Below are 21,514 nucleotides of genomic sequence, written 5' to 3'. Positions count from 1 at the left end.
TCTAGCCGTTCGATCACGAGAGCGAGGACTAACGTTGGGTTGCTGATTTCGTCTGCGCGGTAGCTCCGCTGGCGATGTTGCGAGTCAGCAATCGAATCTCGACCCGGCGATTCTCCGCGCGGCCTTCACGGGTCTTGTTGTCGGCTACGGGGCGCATCTCACCGAATCCAAGTATGTGCATCCTGAACAGCGCGATGTTGTGCTTCTCGGCCAGGTAGCGGCGAACGGCGTCGGCGCGCTTCTGCGTTAGCTGATCGTTGTAGGCGTCCTTGCCAATCCAATCGGCGAAGCCCTGGATCTCCAGGATGAAGTTGTTGCGGTCCTTGATCTGCGCCGCCAACTGATCGAGCGACTCTATGGCTTCAGGCGCCAGCTCGTAGCTGTCGAACTTGAAATGCACACCGGCTGTGTTCTGAAGAGTGTAGTTGTCCAGGTTTGTCCGGAGGTCGTTGACGGATTGCTCGGCTCCGTTTACGCGACTGTTCGCTTCATCGGCGCGGGTCAGGGCGGTGTCCGCTTGCGCCTGCGCGCGTTCTGCCCGGCCTCGCACGTCGGTTATGTCAGTCGAGAGCCGCCCGATGTCCTGGCTGTTGCGGCGGGAAGTCTCTTCCAACTCGCCGGTGCGTTGTTCAAGCGGGGTCACTCGCTCGCTCACCCGGTTGCGCACGTACTTCTTGGTGGCGCACCCAATTGAGCTAAATGTCACAACGGTGGTCAACGCTATCAAGATCGTGAACCTGCTTTTCATGTTTTCATCTCCCACTACTGAATAGAATTTAAAAAGGCGACGCAGAGAATCCGCATCGCCTATTGTGGTTATCGTCCTCACCACGATAACCGCATAAGAGACCGGAAGTGACTTATCATCACCCGTATCTCTGCCCCAGAGCCGATTCTGCAATCGTTATGCCGCCACGGAGGGTCAACTGAGATGTAGGAACCGCCCGCAAAATAAGGCATAATGGATCAAGCTGAAATAAGCAGCGATGCAAATAAACGTAAAGATTACCGAGCGCTGTGTAAGAATTTCCGAGCCTTGCTTCAGCGATAATGACGTTTGGCTTGCGGTAGAAAGTGAGTTGAAAAATGGATATTGCGACTTTTGGAGCGGGCTGCTTCTGGGGAGTCGAAGCAGCGTTTCGCGAGGTCGAAGGCGTTGCATCGACCCGCGTCGGTTACGCAGGTGGATCGTTCGACAACCCAACCTACAGAGATGTGTGCTCAGGCGGAACCGGGCACGCAGAGAGCGTTGAAGTGTCCTACGACCCGGCCCTTGTCTCATATGATCAACTGCTCAATGTGTTCTGGGAGGTTCACGATCCGACGACGCTCAATCGACAAGGCCCGGACGTCGGCTCGCAGTACCGCTCGGCCATCTTTTTTCACAGCCCGGAACAAGAAGCTGCTGCGCGAGCCTCAAAAGAGAACCTTCAACGGTCCGGCAAACACTCGCGAGAGATCGTCACCGAAATCACGCCTGCCTCGCAGTTCTGGCCGGCAGAGGATTATCACCAACAGTACTTCGAGAAACGCGGAGTAGCTCACTGTCGGGTATGAGCCGGACCGGCGATCATGCTTATCTAAAGGCGTTGGAGCTCCTCAACAAGCGCTGACGTTGTCACTAGACTAGCGCCTCGACTCGAATACTACCGCGTGCCCGATTCCTGAGACTGCTTCAACGAGCAGATCGAAGTCTTCCCGCTTGCTCCGATGGTTAGTGATGGCGATGCGCAGCGCGAACGCGTCGCCTATCGTCGTGCTCGACGGCACCGCCAAACCGCTCTCCTGTATTCTCAAGAGAATCTCTTCGTTTACCCGATTGAGAATGTCGCGCGGGGCATCTCTCGGAGCGAATCTAAAACAGACGATGTTGAGCGGCACTGGCGCGACTAACTCGAGATCGGCATGCGCTTCGATCAGATCCGCGCAGTAGCGAGCCTGATTTATGTTCTGTTCGATCAGACGGGCGAAGGCGTCGATCCCATGCGCTTTGAACGACATCCACACTTTGAGCGCGCGGAAGCTGCGGGTAAGCTCGAGCCCGCGCTCGGCGAATGGCAAACCGCCCGCTATCACGCCTCTTGACGTTTCGGCGAGATAGCTCGGAGTGAGGGTGAATGCGTCGCGATGCGCTTTCGGGTCGCGAACCAGCACGCACGCAACTTCAAAAGGCAGGTACATCCACTTATGAAGATCAAATGCAACCGAGTCAGCCAGTTCGATGCCGGCCACCAGCGATTCGAGCGAGGGCACTATCTTCGCAAGCGCGCCGAACGCTCCATCAACGTGAAGCCATAGCTCCTCCTCGCGGCAGATCCTCGCGAGCGCGGCGAGGTCATCAATCGCTCCGGTATTAACAGTGCCGGCGTTCCCGATGACGCAAAAGGGTCTGAGCCCCGACTGCCGGTCTTCATCGATGGCTCGTCGAAGAGCTGACAGGTCAACTCGAAAGTTCTCGTCGACGGCGACGCGGCGAAACGCGCGGTTACCGAGCCCCATCAACTCAGCAGCTTTCTGCGCCCAGCCGTGTGTTTCAGTCGAGCCGTAGAGCATCAACATCGGTTGACCGCCGCCTTGAAGCCCACGCTCTCGCACATCGAAGCCTGCCTTTGCATGGCGAGCAACAACCAGACCCGTGACGTTCGCCATCGTGCCGCCGCCCGTCAATATCCCGCCGGTTGCTTCAGGCATCCCCATCAACTCCGTCAGCCAGGCGAGCACCTGGTTCTCTACCAACACCGGGGCTTGATCGAACCCAGCCATATGAGGATTCATCCCCGACGCGAGCATATCGGCAAGCATCCCCAACGGCGTGCCGTTGCCCTGCACCCATCCCCAGAACCTGGGATGACGGTTGCCATTCGTGTATGGCAGCACGTTTTGAACGAACTCTTGATACACAGCAGCGGCGCCTTCCGGTTCTCTCGGCAGCGGCCGTTCAAGGTTGTGTTTCACGTTTTCGGGGACGGCTTGCCACACAGGCTTATCGCGCAACGCCGAGAGGTAATCCAACATGTCGTCGATCATGCGGTGGCCAAGCAAGCGAACCTCGTCCCAGTCCTTCGGGTCGAGCGTTTCTTCAACGGCGCGGTCATCCATAGTCGTCCTGTCACGCTCCAATTCAAGACTCTCCTATCCTTCGACGCGCAGACCGCAGACGGACGACCGGGCGAGTACACGACGGAGACCGTCGACCGAAGAGCGATCAAGACACCACAGAGCCGGTCAGCCGTCATCGGTCGTCGGTCCGCCAATATTAGACTCAAAGCCGGGCAGAATCTATCCGCAGCTTGCCGTGAAACTCCCGGCTACACCTGGCCTCGATGGACCGAAGCTTGACGCCAGTACAACAACCAATCGATCAGTGCTAGAATCAGAGCTTTCGCGGCGCCCGAATGCTATCAGAAACAATAGGTCATTACCGGATTATCAGGAAGCTCGGACAGGGCGGAATGGGAGAGGTCTACCTTGCAGAAGACACCAGACTGAGCCGCAAGGTCGCAATCAAGTTCATCCCGGAGGAACTAGTCAAAAACGAACAAGTCACCAGGCGGCTAATCAGGGAAGCACGGGCAGCAGCGACGCTCGACCATCCAAACATCTGCTCCGTATACGAAGTCGGTGAATGCGAAGGCGGCAACTTCATTGTGATGCAGTACGTCGAGGGTGAAAACGTCTATGAAAGAAATCGTCGAAAGCCGTTAGACCTTCGCGAATGTTTGCAAGTCGCCTATCAGGTCGCCGATGCGTTAGGCGAAGCGCACTCGCAAGGGATCATCCATCGCGATCTCAAGCCTCAAAACATAATGATCACCGCGCGAGGCCATGTGAAGCTGCTCGACTTCGGTCTGGCTAAGATAGTCGGCACAAAACTCACGCTGGAGAGCGCGGCCGCGACCGAAACCCTGTTGTCTGAGCCTGGAATGGTTATCGGAACGGTTCCATATATGTCACCCGAGCAAGTCAGAGGAGAAGAAATCGACGCTCGTAGTGACATATTCAGTCTGGGCGTTGTGCTATATGAATTGGTGACCGGGCGCCGTCCGTTCTTCAATGACAGCGCAACCGTGACCATCTCAGAGATACTGACGCGCGAGCCGCCCCCGCTGGCCCGCTACACCGAAAATGCGCCGCCGGAGATGCAAAGAATTATCAACAAGGCGCTGTGTAAAGACGCCGAGGAACGATATCAAACGGCAAAGGATCTGCAGGTCGATCTGAAGAATCTGATGAGTGAACTTGCCTTCGAAGAGAAGTTGGAGCGTTCCTACTCCGGCTATCCGGGATCTGTAACCTCAGGATTGAGGCGAGCAGTTTCAACCGGCGGGATCTCGCCCGCCTCCAGCTTCGGCGTCCCCGAGGTTAGGAGTCGCAAGCGAGCGATGCTCATTGCCCTGGCGGTTGTCGTCGTTGCCGCTGTGGGAATTGGCTCCTATTTCTTCTTCTTCGCCGCAGGCGATTCCCTCGCGGTCCTGCCTTTCACATATACCAGTTCGGACCCGAGAGTTATGGCCGATCCGGACCGGGAATACGTGAGCGACGGAATAACAGAGAGCCTCATCGACAGCCTCTCACAGTTGCCGAAACTGAAGGTGATCGCGCGTAGCTCGGTCTTTCGCTACAAGGGGAAAGATGCCGATGCGCAAACGGTGGGACGCGAGCTGGGAGTGCGCACGGTACTGGTGGGCACGATCACTCAGCGCGGAGACACGCTTACTATCATCACCGAGCTGGTCAAGGTATCGGACAACAGCCATATTGGGGGGGGGCGATACGAACGCAAAGTCTCGGGGCTTCTGGCACTGCAGAGTGAGATTGTCCGAGAGATTTCCGAGAAGCTTCGAATGACGTTGACCGGCTCGGATATGGAAATACTCGGCAGGCAGCGTACTGACAGCGCGGAAGCGTACCAGGCATATTTGAAGGGGCGTTATCACTGGAACAAGAGGAATGAAGAGGGGCTTAAGAAGGGGATAGAATTTTTCCAACAGGCAATCTCGATTGACTCGAAGTACGCGCTGGCTTACACGGGCATCGCAGACTGCTACATACTGCTTAGCGATTACGGGTTCATGCCACCAAGCGATGGCTATCCGAAAGCCAGGACAGAGGTGATGAAGGCTCTGGAGATCGACGAGAAAGTAGCCGAAGCTCATACGTCTCTGGCGGCAACCAATACAGGATACTACTGGGAATGGGACCGCGCTGAGAGCGAATTCAAGAGGGCGCTGGAGCTCAACCCAAATTACCCCACCGCTCATCACTGGTACGCTCTGCACTTGATGCTTACCGGAAGGATGGATGAGGCGCTCGGCCAGATTCAACAAGCGCGTGATCTCGACCCGCTCTCGCGGGGTATCAACAAAGACTATGGGATCATGTTGTTCTTCGCCCGTCGCTACAACCAGGCTATCGAACAGTTCAAGAAGACTTTAGAGATCGATCCCGCGTACCTTGTGGTCTATACACATCTGGCTGAGGTGTATATCGAAAAGGGGATGTACGGCGAGGCGATAGCTGAGCTCGAGCGCGTCCACGCCCTTTCGCCGGATGACTACGAAATCACGAGTGTGCTCGGCCAAGCCTATGCTGCGGTGGGAAGAAAAGACGAAGCGCAAAAGATTGCCGCACAATTGAACAGCCTCGAAAAGGGCGTTCAATTCTTGTCGAAGGAAATGGCCATCCTTTACACGCGACTTGGAGATAAAGACCGAGCGATCGAGGTTCTTCAGAACGGGGTTGAGAAGCGCCACGCCGTAGTGACCGAGATCAAAGTAGACCCGCGCTTAGACAGTCTGAGGGCGGACCCCCGCTTCGCCGAGCTATTACGTCGCATCGGGCTGCCGAACTGATCTGGCTTACAACAATATACTCCGCAGAAAGAAGGGGGGATGGCTACGCCGTCCCCCTTTTTACGGAACACGTTTTCTTTTTACGTTAACTGAGGTCATCTACCTCTTCTTGGCACTCTTCTTGGTGCCCGCTTTCTTAGTGCTCTTCTTGGTTGTCTTCTTCTTTCCGCCCCCAGTGCTGCTCTTGAGTACCATAGGCTCAATCTCCTTTCGCGCATGGTGCGCACAAGATATTGGGATCAGTAGTCTCTTGTGTACAACCTCGGCCGGTATACAAGATACTGCGCTTTTTATATATTCTTTGCTTTACATTGTCAACAACTTTTGGCTAGAGCCTTTCCAAAGCACATCTATTCACCTGCACTGTGGCCGACTTCTTTCTAGTGCACGCTCTTATCGCACGAAGCCAGGTCTTTAGGGCACTTCGGATTGGGTTTCGTTAAGCAGAAAATTTGAGCGTCGTCCAAAAGGATATTGACGTCCTTGTCATCTCCCCAGAATAATCTCGAAAGTTCTCTGGCTAGGTGACAGAGTCTATTCTGAACGCGATCATGCTCGGCGGGTTCGAAATTCGACAGCAGGACCAAAGTGAGTTCGCAAGTGGGTTTGCCAGGCTCGTCTATCCGCCCGTACAGCATGTACGAATGGAAGCCCGGCCAGTCGCCTCCGTGATAGACGACCTGAATGGTCTTCTCATTCGCGATTCTCGTATTTCTCGAAGATTGCCTCGGCGATCTGGCGTTCGCGCGGCTCACTGTCTGCATATTCATAGACTGCCGCGTCTCCTTGGTGGCCACAAACCAGCCAAACCCATACGGCGGAGGCGTTTCGGCTTCGGCCCGGGCGGGGTTGTTTCTTAACGGCTGGGGCTTGAAGGCCTCCAGCAGTGTCGATGGTTTCAGTAACGCCCCGGGCAGCCCATGTACGACTTTATCTATGGCCTTTACCCAGATGATCATATCGTTAAGCGTTGAATGTATGTTGCCGTCTCCGTGAACAAAGTTCAGCGGCGTGTAGTCGTCCATAAGAAAATACTTATTTTTGTGCCGGCCGTACGGAAGTGCGTGTAGGGCGGCAATGCGCTCTGATTCTGTCCGGTCTACGCTCTCGTCGAGCACCGTCGTGTTCGTCATTCCGAGTGGGTTGAATATCTTCTCCTGCATGAATTGCTTGTAGGTTTTACCCGAAAGTTTTTCAATTATCTGCGCCAGTACAACGTACCCCGAGTTTGAATATTCGAATATGGTACCGGGCTTTTTTCTTCTGCGAGGTTCGGCGTTCTTTATCATCTCGAGCACTTGTTCATTCGTAACTTCAAGGGCAGGCCTGCGGTGCTCGAAGTTTTGGTACCAGCTTGGCGAACCTTCCTTTTCGAATGCTTTTTCCACGTCGAATTTATGCCGCTTTTTAAGTTCTCTCTTGCCCAACTCAAAATAGTCGGGAAGGCCCGATTGGTGGGTGAGCAAATCCCCGATCGTAATGTTCGCAGACGCGGGAAAACCGGGAAAAATCGTGGAAAGAAAAGTTCCAACACTCAGTCGCTCGTCGCCCTCGTTGCCCTTGATTTTGATGTTGGGGTCCTCCATAAGCATCAGTATTCCCGCGGCAGTAAACTGTTTGGTCAGGGAGGCCAGATCAAAAACGGTATCGATCGTGATCGGTATCTCAGACTGCAGGTTCGCGAGGCCAAAGACGCTTCTGAAGAAGATCTCGTCGTTCTTGAGAATCGCCAGGGCGTAGCCCGGCGCCGCGTGAGCTGGGGGCGGTGCGTAACACCTGAGCCGTTCCTCGATCTGATTCCTGCACGGAGCTGCCTCACAGATGTCTTGAAGGGCCGATGGCGCTTCGCTTTCCGAGCTACCGCGTGCACGCAACGGCCCCACGGGCGGGATCAGCCCAAACAACAAACCGACAATAATCAACGTTCTCTTGATCATGAGTCACCTCCGCTTGGGGCAGCGTAGCTTCGAGAGGTCGTGGAGATGCCGCCTAGGTCCGATTAATCAATCAGGCCGCAGGATAGTACCCATGGGCTGGAGTGTCAAGCAACCTCACCAGCTCAGCCAACCCGCCACAACACCGTTGACTCCTCCTCAAACTTAGCGTACACGTTTCCATCATCGCCACCATCGAGAACTTGTTTCTTGCGAGATAAAGATTTCGGGGAGAAGGAAACTCCTTTTACTGCGGGCGCGGAGAACGCGGGCGATGAGACTTGAGGTCGCGATGACAAGGCGATTGATTCACGTAGTCGACGATTTTTATCCTAACCCCGGCCGGGTCCGTCGGAGCGCCCTGGAGACGCCGTTCGTCGAGCATAAGGAGCTCGGTATGTGGGCGACTCAGTCGTACCACCCGAAAGGAGTTAGAGCGCTCTTAGAAAAGCAGTTCAGAATTTGCATCAGCAAATGGGACCAGATCTCCGACCCTTTTAACGGTGCCTTCTACAGTGCATTCTCTAAGGGAACCCGGGCGGAGCCCGTTAGGATCCACTATGATCATCCCGCGAGCTGGTTCGTTGTTATCATTTATATGACACCCGATGCTCCTTACGATGCAGGTACTTCGCTGTGGCAGCACCGCGAGACAGGCCTGATTGCCGGCCCGACTGAAAAAGACGCCGAGCGCTTAGGTATCTCCGTTAAGACTCTGGACGCGCTCATACAACGCGATTGTGCGAAGCCATATCGCTGGAGAGAAGTCGATCGCATCGGTAACATTTATAATCGAGCGGTGATGTTCCCCGGCAAGATGCTACATTCTGCTACCCGGCATTTCGGCAGCAACCCGTCGAATGGAAGGATCTATCAGGGCTTTCAGTTTCCCTTGATATAGAGCCCGGATCCAAAGGGCACACAGTGCGACGTTCCGAGATAGAAAAGCGTGAGCAAGCCATAACACGCGGTATCGGGTTCATCTACCGGACAGCTTGCGATCCCAAGAACTTTGCAGTCTACGGATTCGATTACCTATGTTGCTTCAGCCTGATCGCATCAACATCGCGCGATTCCAGCTTGCGAAAGATGGCGCGTGAGATGGGCCGCGAGCGCGCCAGGCGGTGGCGTCGAGAGAATCCTAAACTACCTTCGGGCGCTGACCCCAAAACCATAACTGACTTTATCGATGCCACTGTTTCGGCGGACAAACTCGGCGTGCGCGATGGCGAGCTCAAAAAGCGAATTCGCCAAGCCGCGAAAAGCTTCACCGTTCAGGATTTCCTGGGCTTCGACCCCGCGCTCGAACGCCCGCCGAAGGATCTCCCAAAACGATGCCGCTGCGGACTCAAAAACTCACGCGGGCGCAGGACCTGTCAAGGGTGCAAGAGTCGATTGCGAATGCAAAGCCGGTATGAGACCTGGATGGAGGCGATCTACAGAGGTTATCGGAACCAGCGCTCAGGCGTGATGCTTGGCACAAAATACGCAGACGCAATCAGGTGGCTGCCCGAAATGCGCCCGTACTCTGGGCTCAAGGACACAACCGCGGACGACTTCCACTCTTCAGTCTACGCGGTCACTCACGTCGTCTATACGCTGAATGATTATGGCCGCTTCAAGCTCTCGCCACGCTGGCTGCCTCATGAGTTCGATTTCCTCAAGGAAAATCTCCAAGAGGCCGTCGCATTGGACGACCCGGAGATGGTTGGCGAGTTCCTGGACACGTTGAAAGCTTTCGGGCTAACTGACGGCCATCTGCTCATAAGACACGGCACCGAGTACCTTCTATCGCATCAGAACCTGGACGGCAGTTGGGGTAATGTGAATGCAGATGACATCCACCACCGCTATCACCCCACGTGGACGGCAATCGATGGCTTACGCGATTATGCGTGGCGAGGCGAGAGGCTGAGCTTCCCGAAACTGAAGCCGTGGCTGGAGCATTGGGCGCGCAAGAGGCAGTAGTGGGATCACCAACTCGCGCCGCCGTGGCCTGCGGTCACAGGAGCAACCGAAAGTAGCCGGCTCGCGTTAGAGCCGGGCAAGCGACTTCTCAAAATCCTTCACCCTCGGCGGCCGCTTGCCTTTGCCTGGCGCGATCGAGTGTCCCTCGTCTTTCAGGCGCTGCGATTGCGCCTTCACTCCACCGGGAAACTTTTCGTACAAGCGGCCGTCGTCTCTGATCACCCGCCAATAGGGCGTCACCTGCTTTCTTCCGTTCTGCCGATCTTCTTCGGCGGCTTCGGCGGCGATCCGAATGAATATGCCGGTTGTCACCGGGCAGGCGACGTCGGCTTTGTTGTCGCGCGCAAGCCTCGATCGAATCTCGGACGCGGTGACGAGCTTCCCTTTTTTCGTTTTCCGGATGAGCGCATCGACATCCCTCGGCTTCGGGATCAGCATTGTGCCCATCCCTAGCCTCGTGGACATGGCGGCTGGGATCTCGATGATCTTTGAGTGATCTTGCCTTTCGAGCTTCTCGCGCCAGGATTTGCGCGACGTGAATTTTCGCGGCATCGTCTCACCTCGCTCAGTTCTTGAAGGTCATGTGTCTCTTATGATACTGAGGCCGGCTTCGTGATGAGCTTACGGCAAACCACGCCGTTTATTCTCGATCTCGCGCGCCTGTTCCAGCCATTTCAGAAGCTCATCAATGGCGGACATCTCATTGTCTTCGCGAGCCAGTTCCTTGTATCTGTGCAGAGCGGCGCATGCGCCGTCCAAATCGTCCACCTTGTAATAGACCAACGCAAGATTGTAGTGAAGCGGCGAAAAAGAAGGCTCGAGTTCCGCCGCCGTCTCATAGTGCAGCTTCGCAAGCTGCAAATCGCCGGCATCGAAGTAAAGATTGGCCAGGTTGTAGTGGGCCTCGACGTGGCGCGGTTCGTTCTTCAAAGCGAGCGTGAAGCAGTCGAGCGCCTTTGGCATCTTGCCCTGTTCGAGCTCGATGATGCCAAGGTTGCAGTAGGAGTCGGCTAAGTTGTCTCCCTCTGCGATCGCTTCTCGATATAACTCCGCGGCCTTTGCGTCGCCGCGCTCATGCAGCAGAAGCGCCTCCTCAAACGGGCTGAGCAGATGCGCGATCTCGGCCCGAACCGGTTTGAACAGGTTCATCTGACCCTGCAGCTCGGCCTCGACCTGCTTGAGAGTCAGGCCCTGCCCGCGCAGCTCGCGCACGCGTCGAAACTGAGTCAGCGCGCTGAAGTCATAAAGCGGTTCGCCGCTCTCTGAAGACAACGTCGCACTGACGACGCCCCCTTCGGTCCAGCGGCGAATCACACGTTCGCTGAGACCAAACAATTGTTTGATCTCGGCAACGGTGTAGGTCGACTTGACCCTTTGGTAATCTGCTTTCGACGGCGCCGGGGCGGGGAACCGGAGAATCTTGGAATCCTTCTTGGACATCTGAGAAACTCGGCCTATGAAGCCTTGCTCTTGCGAGCCTTCTTCGGCTTTGCTTCCTCCGCTTCTTCCTGCTTCTTGGCTTTGCCGGTGGCCTTCACCATCGGCTTGCGCTGGGCTTGTTTGATGCTCTCTTTGAGGGCGGTCATTATGTCGACCGTGGGCTGCTCTTCCTCGACGAAGCCGGCGACTTCTTTACCTTCGATCTTGGCTTCGATTACTTCCTTGAGAGCTTCGCTGTAGCGGTCTCGCATTTCGATCTCCCCGATCGAAGTCACCATCTGGTCGACCAGTGTGTGCGCGAGCCTCAACTCGTTTTTGTCGATCTCCGGGTTTTCAAGCTGAGGGACCTCGCTCATCTTTCTCACTTCCTTCGGATATCGCAGCTTGTAAAGTACCAGCCCTTCACCCTGAGGTGCGATAGCTACGAAATCTTCGCGATCGCGCAGGACTACTTTGCCGAGGCCAACCTTGCCCGTATCTTTCAACACTTCTCGCAGGAGCGCGTAGGTCTTGGCGCCGACCTCGCCGTCGGGACCGGCGAAGTAGGGTGAATCGTAAAGCATCGGCGGAATCTCGGACCGGTCGACGAAGCCTACTATGTCAATGACCTTCGTAGTCTTCAGCTTGATCTTGCCGAGGTCGTCGGGTTCGATGATCGCATACTGGTCCTTCGTGTACTGGTAGCCCTTGACGATGTCATCCTTCGAGACGGTCTTGCCGCACTTCTTGCACCGCTTGTCATAAGCAATAGGACCGTAGTCCTCTTTGTGCAACTGGTTCAGGTGGATTTGTTCCGACGTTTCGATCGCGTTGTAGACGCGAACGGGGATGGCGACTAACAGAAACCTGATGTGACCTTTCCAAATTGAGCGCATTTCATATCTCCTCCGGGGCTTGGGTTGGATTATACAATGAGATGAGCGATGAGCGTCAAGAAATGTGGCTTCGAATATGAGCGGTTATCTACGGGAAAGGAGCGACGTGCTGCCGCAGCCACGATTCGATCTCGTCCACTTCCCAGCGACCCGCTTCAACCGCAACCACTAACTCCAGGAGGGGTCCATTAGTGAGGCCTTGACCTCAATGCCATTTCGGAACAGAAACTCGTCGACAAGCGCAGTTGCCGTCCGTTTGTTTCCGCCGACCCATGGATGATTCTTGATCAGACCGAGGCAAAGAGTCGCCGCCTGTCGAACCAAATCCGCACGTTCATAAGTGGCAGACTGCTCGGGCCGCGCTAGAGTCGATTCGAGTAGCGGCTCGATCAAACACGCCGTAACGTGTCTCGCTCCAATCACGCATCAGCAAAATGTGAAGAAGGACCGCCTCGGCGTGCGAGAGATACTTGATCTCGTCAGTCGCCAAGACGTTTCATCTCCTCAAAGGCGTCCTTGTACTTTTCGTTAATTCTGCGAACGGAGTTTACCAGCTCCGCGGAAGGTGGTGGCAGGATCTCGACTTCGAGGCGACCTTCGTTTGCGTGAAGGAGAGCGATCGAACCCTCGGCAACGCCGAGCGCCTGAGCGATCTCGTCCGGGACGTCAACCACCCAGCCGAGGTGTGTTTTCTGGGGTATTGTTGTGCTACTCATTCGCTTCTCTCCTCGCCCGAAGGACGTCCCTGATTCTACTCCAACCGATCAACTCGCTACCAGGTATTTTGCTTTTCAGGCTTGCCTTGTCTAAGACGCAAAGCGCGTTACGCTCCTGAAGGTATATCCTCAAAGAGTTCTGAAACGCTACACGTGAAGCCCGGCAGGAGCGGCGTGTCTAGTGTGTCCCCCTCGAAGAGCGTGCCCACCATTCTCAGTTCAGCCTGTTCGCGACGATAGATCTCTGTTTGCCGAGTGCGCCAGTCAATTATCCAGTACTCGCGGACGCCGCGCCGCGAATAGAGCTTGAGCTTCGCATAACGATCACGCTGTTCATTCGCTGTTCCAGGTGAGAGAACCTCGACAACCAACTCAGGCGCGGCGTGGAGCTTGCCGTCGGGTGAAAGTATCGTAGCCAAGCGGGCGTTGCTGGTCCATACCACGTCCGGAGCGACGTCGTCGTCCTCAGCAAATATTACCCCCGGCGCAAGGTTAACCTGACCAAGCCCGGAACTCTTATTCCAGGTCTTCAACAAGGCTACAACATTGGAGCACACGAGTTGATGATAGTAGTGTGGTTGTCTAGACACGTACAATTCTCCATCAATGATCTCGTATCGCTTGCCGTCATCGGGAAACTTCTCAAGATCGGAAGAGGTGAAGCGCAGTGTGGATGCCATGATTTCTAGCTCCTGTCCATTACCGATTGTTGAAACGAATATATCACGTAACTCGGCTCGCTGGCAGCCGCAATCGAATTTTCAGAGTCTCACCTCCGATAGCCATCTTTGCCCAGGCGCGCACATCTCGCGGAAGTTGCACATCAGGCAATGTTCGGCGGGGCGAACTGGGAAACTCGCGGGCGAAGACGAAGAAACAATGCTCAGCATCGCTTCGTCAATCGCCTTCGCACACGCATCGCGCCGGACCAGTTCATCGGGCAAGCTCACTTCAATATCGGGATCGAGGAAGTGGAGCGTTACTCGCACATTTGCGGCTTCGGGTATCAACTCGTGCGCGGCCAAAGCGTAGGCTTGCATCTGCAATTGATAGTCAGCGGCTGCGGCTTGTACTTCAGCCTGCACCAGAAGATCTCGATCCGACGAAGCGCCAGACGCGCGCTCCAAGAATGCGAACGAAAGCTGGCCCGAGTCATTCGTTCGGGGTTCGTTCCCGGGAGCCTGCTGTGTGCCGTCGACGGGATTCCGTTGGACGCCAACCGCATCAGCCTTCCTCCCGCGAAACCGATTTGTCTTGAAGTCGATTATTTCGACGCCCAAGCCGCCGCCTTCTGAAGGGCGAACCAGGAGCTTGTCTATGGTGCCGGTCAAAATTCCGAGCGGGCGCCGTAGTCGAAACCGCTGCTCGCTGAAGACGCCGGGTGAGTGATGCGTGATGCGTGATGCGTGATTCGGAACCGCCCGCGCTGATTCGATTCGCTCACGCACTTTGCTTCCAACATACTTCCGCGCGAGCGGCAGCAGATCGTGAATCGCTTTATCGGAATCGATCTCGAACACCCGGTCACCAAGCTCCGCCGCTCTCTGCCTGAGCACAACTTCAAAGCTGCTGCTCAAGCTATCGTGAAGATCATCGCCTTCGTTGAACTGTTCGCAGAAGCGATGGATCACCGCGCCTCGGAGCGTCGCTGTAAGATTCGCGGGAGGCTCGGGAGCTTCGGCGTCGTTCCATACCGCGATCTCTTCCTCGCTCGGCGCGTGAAGCAGCCGATCGAAGTAATACTGCCGCGGACAGCGTTGATAGTTCAGAAGCTGCGTAACGCTGAAGCGATGAAGCCCGCTTCCGCGCTGCGGCTCGATCGGGTCGAGAAGCCGAAAACGAGCGCCGTCGGGCGGGGTCAAATCCTTTTCCGGTTGGACCGCAGCGCAAGCTTCGCCCAGCTTATTTGACGTCTCAACCGAAGCGTCACGCAGATTCACAGTGAGCTTCACCTCGACTTCGTCGCTGGGTTTAAGAACTCCGCTCTCGATCTCCGTCGCGATTCCGATCGCTTTGCAGACCGATGCAAGCCACGAACTGCGCAAGCCGGCGAGGTCTTTCGCCGCGCCCGAGAGTATCAGCCGGTCTTGCGCGCGAGTGGCCGCGACGTACAGCAATCGCATGCCTTCGAATTCCTCGCGACGCTTCGCCCGTTCGGCGAAAGCAACGAATGCGGCGCCCACAACCAGCCTTCCTCGCCCGTCTGGGATCTTCAACGTCAGCCCGCGATGCCGGTCAAGTGCCCACCACTCGCGCCGGTTATCCGGAAGTCGATGAAGATCGGGAATAATCACCACCGGAAACTCAAGCCCCTTCGACTGATGAATCGACATCAATCGAACCGCGTCGGCTGAGTCGTCTATCTGTCCTTCACTCTCGCGCCCGCCGGCTTCCTCGAACTCCCGGACGAAGCGCACGAAGTCGCGGATCAGATAAGCGCCCGAACGTTCGAAGCGCTCAGCGAGCGTGAACATCTTCTCGATGTTCGCGAGCCGCTGCCCGCCGTCGAAGTTTGCGGCGGCGACGGTCCGGTACTCTGAAGCATCGACCGCAAATCTCAAAAGCTCAGACAGCCGCGATCGCTTCGCGCGCCCGATCAACTCCTCCAATAACTCTCTTGCACGGTCGAGCGCCGGCCGCTCGGACGTCTCGATGAGGTCGATCGGCTCGTGGTTGCGAAGCGCATGAAGCAACGGCCGAACGCCGCCGCGTCTCTGCACGGGCCCGAGTTCTTCGACTCCAGCTCGCGCCGGCGCGGATCGAAGCGCCAACAGGACATCATCCGACAGACCGCAAATTGGCGAACGCAGCACCGCCGCCAGCGCAACCTCGTCGGTCTTGTTATCGACGAAGCGCAGTAGCTGTACAAAGTCGGTGATCTCCTCACGCGCGTAGAAGCCCTTTCCTTCGACGGTCACATACGGAATGCCCGCGCGGCGAAGCGCCGATTCATAGAGGTGAACTTCGGTCATCGCTCGAAACAGCAGCGCGATGTCACGGTATTCAATCTTGCGCTGAGCCCCGGCTTCACCACTTGACCCGCCGGGCGCACTGATCGATTCCATCCCCACAAGTGAAATAATCCGCTCCGCCAACTGCTCGGCATCGCGCTCGCGAGGCTTTTCCCGCGACGATTCGTTTTCCGATTTGCCGGGCGCCCTCAAATCCACGAGCAGCTCGACGACAGGCGTCGCGTCCGCATCTTCGCGAGCGACGACGCTTGCTTCGTGCGCTACGTACCCAAGCTCGTTCAGTTCATCGGCGGCGATGCGCGGGTCGCACTGGAACACGTGCTCGAACAGGAGATTGAAGAAACGAATCAGCGGGGCCTGGCTTCGGAAGTTTCGGTTGAGCGGCACCGGCACACCGTTCCGGGCTTCTATTAGCGCGGTCATCTCGCGGAATACGTCCACGTCCGCGCCGCGGAAACCGTAGATCGATTGTTTGCGGTCGCCGACGATAAACAGATTCGCACGTGGCGCAGACTTCAGTCTGCTCTCCTCCCGCTGCCTGTCATTTGATTCGCGCTGACTGAAGTCCGCGCCACCAAACGCGAGCCGCGCCAGCAACTCGCGCTGCAAGCCGTTGGTGTCCTGAAACTCGTCCACCAAAAAGAAGCGGTATCGCCCCGGCGTCCTGCGCAAAACTTCGGGATGCTCTTCGATCAGACTGAGCGCTCGCAACTGCAGATCATCAAAATCGAGCGCCGACCTGCGCCGCTTTTCTTCGTTGAGCCGCCGCTCGATCTGCGCGATTGCGTTGATCAACTCGTGCGCGTACGTCCTGGCGAGGAGGTCAAAGAAAACCTGCGGAACTCGCCCGCGGAGATTGTCCTCCCAGATCAGCTCATCGAGCGCTTTGACCATCTCATTAATTTTGCCCTGTGCCTTTGGCCGGGCCGCGCCGCGGAATTCTTGAATCGCCTCGGAGAACTCCGCAGGTGAGGTCGACGCGGAAACCGCGCAGAGGAACTCCCGAAGCAGAGGCCAACGTCGCTCGGCCTCCTTACGTTTCTCTTCGGCCCCAGCCGAGAGCCCGCGAGCCTGGATGAACTCGTTCATCTGCGCTGTCAACTCGACCAACGCGCGTTTGTAGTCCTCAACTGTCTTGTGGCTCTTCTCGGTCTCCTCCTTTAGCTTTTCGAGCGTCAACCCCTGGTTTCGCATCGTGCGATAAATGCCGATCAGCCCTCGTGCGAGCCGCGCGCGGCCAACGCCTGCGGCGAGTTGCGTGACCGCTTGATGATCCGCGCTGATGAACTCGGTGAGCGATTCTTCAGCGACCGCTTCTTCGAGCATCACCGACTGATGCGCGTCCATCAGGACGAATTGGGGATCGATGTCGGCCTCGACCGGGAACTCTCGCAAAAGGCGCGCGCAAAAGCCGTGGATCGTCGTGATGATCGCGCTGTCGAGCGTCCGCTTGTGACGCATCCACTTTGCGCGTTCAATCGGAGTCGCCGACAACAATATCTCATCCAGCTCTCTTCTGAGCCGCTCACGCATCTCGTTTGCAGCGCGGTTGGTGAAGGTGATGGCGACGATTTGATCTACGCTGATGTCGCGCGTGCGAAGAATGTGGAGGTAGCGCTCGACAAGCACGGTGGTCTTGCCTGCGCCGGGACCGGCGGTCACCGAGACGTGGCGGTCAAGCGTGTAGGCCGCCTGCTGCTGCTCCGGCTTCAGCTCGCGAAAAGACGACGGACGACCGGTGACGGATGACGGGGACCGACGGGAGACCGATGACGGACGACCGGCGACGGATGACGGGGGACGACCGGCGACGGATGACGGGGGACGACCGGTGACGGATGACGGGGGACGACCGGTGACGGATGACGGGGGACGACCGGCGACGGATTGACCGACTCCCAGATCGCCGGTCTCCGGTCGTCGGTCGTCGGTCGTACCGTGCGCGTCGCCGGTCTCCGGTCTCCGGTCGTCGGTCGTTCTGGTCGGTCGCCGGTCGTCGGTCGTTCTGGTCATCGGTCCTTTCTTTGAATCCGAAACTTCTCGTAGCGGCAGACCGCCGAAAAATCACAGTGCGGGCACGTAGCCTCGGGAGCCGACGGCGCAACTTGAAAGTCGCCCCTTCGCATGCCGTCGATGAATTCCCACACGCGCGCTTCCATCTCAGCGCGAACCCTGTTCCACTCTGAGTCCGACAACGTCGAAGACGTCCTCTTTCCCACGGCGGTATAGGCATGCTTCACGGCCCGATACAAACCCTGGTTGCGCCGGGTGTGGCCGCCCCTCATCGTGTAGTACCCGCCGCCGCCGATCGCGCTCTCAGGCAAAAGTAGTTGTTCAAGCGCTGCAAGATAAAGGTGAAGCTGCAATGCTCGACCCTCTTGCATGTCGTCGAGCCCGGCGCCTCTGGACAGCTTGTAGTCGTACGCGATAGCGGTCCCGTCGCGCGCGACATCGACTCTGTCGATCTGACCGCGCGCGTGAACGGTTTCAATTCCATCGCCCGAACCTCGCTTAAGCTCCAGCCGCCGATCGGTCGAACTCGGATCGACCGCGCCGCCCTGCATACCGAACGCAAGCTCGAAGTAAGCCGGCCGCACATCTTCGGATCGAGTCTGCCCCTGAACCGTCAGCTCATAATCCAGCACCTGTTCGAGCAACAGCTTTCTTATGTCGCGGTCGATGCTCCACACCTTTGGATTGAGAGGAGGAACGGCGCGCTGGTGTTCGTCAAATACCTCGTCGGCCACTTCGCCAAGTTCGCGACGCAGTTCCGCGCGATCAAGCTCCGTGAGCCGTTGGTTTCGATGACGCTCGAAGAACCGCCTGAGTGCTTCGTGCAAAAGGCTTCCCGCATCCAGCGCCGTCAGGTCGAGCGCCGCTTCACCGCGCGGCTCCAGCCTCAGCACCTTCTCGGCGAAAAACTTGAACGGGCACTTACCGTACAAGCTGAGCTCGCTCGCGCTGAATACGTGATCGGCGCCGTACTGCTCCGCAAGTCTCTCAATCAACCTGCGGCTGCTGATCACCCCGTCGAACTCTCCGAACCGGCGGCTGCCTCGCTCGCGTTCGATGGCGATTCGGTTCCGCGCCGATTCGCTCAAGTATTTCCGATCGGAAGCCATTTCGATCAGCGGCTCGATGACGTCTTTGGGAAAGTTGCCGTCTCTTTGCGCTTGATACCTCCTCCTCTCTTCCTGCCGCACCAGCGACACGGCCAGCTCGGAACTCCGGGACGACTCGAACAAAGTGCGCCCGTCGAAATCAGTTCGCACAATTTCCTTCCTGATTACAGCCGGCGCGACCGCGCGGCTAAGCTCTTGAACGTAGTAAGACAGCACCGTCTCCGAGCCATCTTCCAGCACCAGCGGGCGCGACAGATAGAGCCGTTCGGTTGCGCGGCAGGCAGCCTGGTAGAAATAGTGCTCCTCTTTGAGAAGCGTGTCGGGCGAGATGTCCTCGAGCGTCAGACCGTACTGCTTCAATCGCTCGCGCTCTTCATGCGGGTAAAGCCAGTCGCGCGAGGCGCGCAGCGGAAAGCCGCCTTCGACCAGTCCGGCGATGAACACCGCACGAAATCGAAGCCCGCGAACATCGGTCACCTCAAGCACCTTCAAGCCATCCGGATCGGGGCCGCGCGTCACCAGGGATTGTGCCCGCACGCATCGCATCGCTTCCTCGATAAGTGTCGCGAGCTTTATCGTCGATTCAGTCTCGGCTTCGGCGCCAACGCGTTCGGCCATCTCGAGGCTTCGTGTGGCGGCGGCAAACGCACGGCGCAGTCCTTCGAGTCCGCGCAGATCGAGCGTCAAGGCCGGGAGCTCCGGGTCCGAGACACTCGCGTGCTGAGGACCTCGCACCTGGCCGGCAAATTGAAGCTGCTCGAGCAACCGCATCATCGCATCGCGCAGCTCGCGAGGGCTGGCTTCGCGACGCGCGTCACCCAGAAGCTGGGCAAACCGCTCGACGATCAGAGCCGACCACGCGATCAACGCCGGATGAAGCTCACTCGCCGGTTTGGCTCTTCGTTCCGAGCCCGGTAGCGGGACATCGACGGGCTCCGCGCGCTCGACGCGCCGCTTCACTGCGGCAGGTTGTTCATCGGATGCGGCGACGCTCTCATCCTCCAGCTCCGGTTCGTCGTCGGGCTCCTTTGCCAAAAACTTTTCGTCGGCCGGTTGATGGGTCAATTGCCGAGCGCGTTTCACCCACCGGTCAACGCGCAGCTCGCCGCCCACGTAGGCGATCGCGTTCTCGAGTTCGTCCGCGTCCCAGCCCCGACCGTCGACCGTCGACTGTCGACCGTCGTCCCATGCGAAGCGCTCACGCAACCCGGCCAGCTCGGTTTCGGATAAACCGAAGTAACCGGACTTCACCAGATCGGCAATTTCGCCGGCCTTTGGGGCGCCGCCTTCGCGCGCGAGTTCAATAAGCAGCTCGAACAGTTTCACTGCCGCCCGCACCGACGGCACTTCGGTTAGCGCAATGCGGCGGCTGAGCGCGCAAGGGATTCGTTCTTCTTCGAAGACTCGGTCGATCGTGTCCTCATATAAAGCGCGCTGGCGAACCACAACCGCGACCTCGCTGGGGCGATAGCCTTCAAGCAACACCAGCCGCTTGATCTCTTTCGCTATCGCGCGGATTTCAGTCTGCCGGTCGCCGCAGTCGAGCAAACTAATGCTGAGTGAATTCTCGAAAACCTCTTCGGAAGCTTCAGCCGCAGCTTGCTCATCGGCGATGGTGGGTTCGGTCACGCTTGAGTTGAACAATCGCCGGCTCAGCAACGACAGCCCGGCCGCAACCGGCTGAGCTTCCGCGCTCTGCTGTATTTCGAACTCGGCAATGGATGCGAGTTGATCAATCGTTCGCTCGAACGGGCGAAAGATATCGGCGTTTCGCTCGTCACGATTTAGATTCACTATCACCTCGGCTACCTGCGGAACCAGCAGCCTGAGCATCTCGCCCTGAACCGGAGTGAAGTCAAAGAAGCCATCAAGCACCAGCAGCCGAACATCCGAAAGCCACGGCACGCTCACCCTTTTCCCGTCGACTTCTCCCCGCAAAACTGCCAACGCGCGCAACTGATCGGCATCGTCTTCAGTCAGGCCGTAGCCATCGAGCGCCGCCGCATACGCCGAGTAGATCAATCCGATGTCCCGATCGAAATCGATCTGAAGCGGAATGGTCTGCCCGGTTGGGACGGATGGATCGCTCGCTCCACCGCTCATCTGGTAGAGATCGCGGGCGCGCGCGTCGATAATCGCGTTGAACTCGGCTGGAGTTCTGGCCGCGCGCTGGATCTCGCCGATCAAAGTGGCGATGGTGTTGATGCAGCCGTCGCGATGCGCGAGCGGCGCGATGGCTTTGAGACTTCCTTCACGCGCCAACCGCTTGACGATCTGGGAGAGCAGGCTGCGTTTTAGAGGAAGTTCTTCTTGATCGATCGCAATTCGCGGAGCGAGCGGCAAGCCGGTTTCGTCTTCGATCGCGGTCGCGAGCACGAACCTGGCGAAACCTCGAAACAGGTGCACCGGCAGCGAACCCCACACGCCGCGAACGCGAACGCCGTCGAGCAATCTACCGGCGGCCAGCTCCAGCAACGGGCGCGAAGCGGCCAGATACAACAGGCCTTCAGTCGGCCCGGATGCCAGCACGTCCGACGCGCGCTCGAGCAGCCGCTCACGATTGTTGCTGAGGATGGGGGCTAGCCAGATCTGTTTGGACAACGTAGCTCCAGAGGCAAGGAGTCGGAAATTGAAA

14 protein-coding genes are annotated in these 21,514 nt (G+C 57.5%); 4 read left to right on the top strand and 10 right to left on the bottom strand.

From position 1 onward, the window contains the following. Positions 1–28: 28 nt before the first annotated feature. Positions 29–748: an OmpA family protein gene (locus AABO57_11530; protein ID MEK6286363.1), complete on the bottom strand. Its 720-nt coding sequence runs from the start codon at positions 746–748 to the stop codon at positions 29–31. A gap of 338 nt (positions 749–1,086) precedes the next feature. Between AABO57_11530 and msrA the strand changes: the two genes are divergently transcribed. Further along, positions 1,087–1,557: a peptide-methionine (S)-S-oxide reductase MsrA gene (gene msrA / locus AABO57_11525; GenBank protein MEK6286362.1), complete on the top strand. Its 471-nt coding sequence runs from the start codon at positions 1,087–1,089 to the stop codon at positions 1,555–1,557. A gap of 69 nt (positions 1,558–1,626) precedes the next feature. Here the strand turns inward: msrA and AABO57_11520 are convergent, their stop codons facing one another. After that, the gene (locus AABO57_11520; GenBank protein MEK6286361.1) at positions 1,627–3,120 is read right to left on the bottom strand and encodes a pyridoxal-dependent decarboxylase; all 1,494 of its coding nucleotides are present in this window, start codon (positions 3,118–3,120) and stop codon (positions 1,627–1,629) included. 275 nt (positions 3,121–3,395) lie between these two features. Between AABO57_11520 and AABO57_11515 the strand changes: the two genes are divergently transcribed. Continuing rightward, positions 3,396–5,852, top strand: coding sequence for a protein kinase (locus AABO57_11515; GenBank protein ID MEK6286360.1), 2,457 nt, complete (start codon positions 3,396–3,398; stop codon positions 5,850–5,852). A 380-nt stretch (positions 5,853–6,232) separates the two neighbouring features. Here AABO57_11515 and AABO57_11510 read toward each other — a convergent pair whose 3' ends face one another. Next, complete coding sequence (locus tag AABO57_11510; GenBank protein ID MEK6286359.1) at positions 6,233–7,789, bottom strand: serine hydrolase domain-containing protein; 1,557 nt, start codon at positions 7,787–7,789, stop codon at positions 6,233–6,235. Between the two features lie 271 nt (positions 7,790–8,060). Between AABO57_11510 and AABO57_11505 the strand changes: the two genes are divergently transcribed. Together AABO57_11505 and AABO57_11500 are read left to right on the top strand one after the other, a co-directional pair. Then, positions 8,061–8,687, top strand: coding sequence for a DUF6445 family protein (locus AABO57_11505; GenBank protein ID MEK6286358.1), 627 nt, complete (start codon positions 8,061–8,063; stop codon positions 8,685–8,687). Between the two features lie 23 nt (positions 8,688–8,710). Then, positions 8,711–9,754, top strand: a complete 1,044-nt coding sequence (locus tag AABO57_11500; GenBank protein ID MEK6286357.1) for a hypothetical protein — start codon at positions 8,711–8,713, stop codon at positions 9,752–9,754. 66 nt (positions 9,755–9,820) lie between these two features. On the opposite strand, the gene AABO57_11495 is transcribed toward AABO57_11500, so the two are convergent. The 7 genes from AABO57_11495 to AABO57_11465 form a co-directional block, all read right to left on the bottom strand. Then, positions 9,821–10,306 (bottom strand): hypothetical protein, encoded by a 486-nt coding sequence (locus AABO57_11495; GenBank protein MEK6286356.1) that lies wholly within the window; start codon positions 10,304–10,306, stop codon positions 9,821–9,823. Between the two features lie 69 nt (positions 10,307–10,375). Further along, positions 10,376–11,194 (bottom strand): tetratricopeptide repeat protein, encoded by an 819-nt coding sequence (locus AABO57_11490; protein ID MEK6286355.1) that lies wholly within the window; start codon positions 11,192–11,194, stop codon positions 10,376–10,378. A 14-nt stretch (positions 11,195–11,208) separates the two neighbouring features. Continuing rightward, complete coding sequence (locus AABO57_11485) at positions 11,209–12,069, bottom strand: Ku protein (protein MEK6286354.1); 861 nt, start codon at positions 12,067–12,069, stop codon at positions 11,209–11,211. 479 nt (positions 12,070–12,548) lie between these two features. Further along, on the bottom strand, positions 12,549–12,785 hold the full coding sequence (locus tag AABO57_11480; GenBank protein ID MEK6286353.1) for a hypothetical protein: 237 nt from the start codon (positions 12,783–12,785) through the stop codon (positions 12,549–12,551). 107 nt (positions 12,786–12,892) lie between these two features. After that, positions 12,893–13,465 carry a Uma2 family endonuclease gene (locus AABO57_11475; protein MEK6286352.1) on the bottom strand — a complete coding sequence of 191 codons (573 nt, stop codon included), beginning with the start codon at positions 13,463–13,465 and terminating at the stop codon, positions 12,893–12,895. A gap of 81 nt (positions 13,466–13,546) precedes the next feature. Next, complete coding sequence (locus AABO57_11470) at positions 13,547–17,770, bottom strand: UvrD-helicase domain-containing protein (GenBank protein MEK6286351.1); 4,224 nt, start codon at positions 17,768–17,770, stop codon at positions 13,547–13,549. Next, positions 17,767–21,480: a PD-(D/E)XK nuclease family protein gene (locus AABO57_11465; protein MEK6286350.1), complete on the bottom strand. Its 3,714-nt coding sequence runs from the start codon at positions 21,478–21,480 to the stop codon at positions 17,767–17,769. The genes AABO57_11470 and AABO57_11465 overlap by 4 nt, the downstream gene beginning before the upstream one ends. Positions 21,481–21,514 lie beyond the last annotated feature (34 nt).

Source organism: Acidobacteriota bacterium (assembly GCA_038040445.1).
Lineage (GTDB): Bacteria > Acidobacteriota > Blastocatellia > UBA7656 > UBA7656 > Onstottus_A > Onstottus_A frigus.
This window is presented reverse-complemented; position numbering and strand designations above follow the sequence as displayed.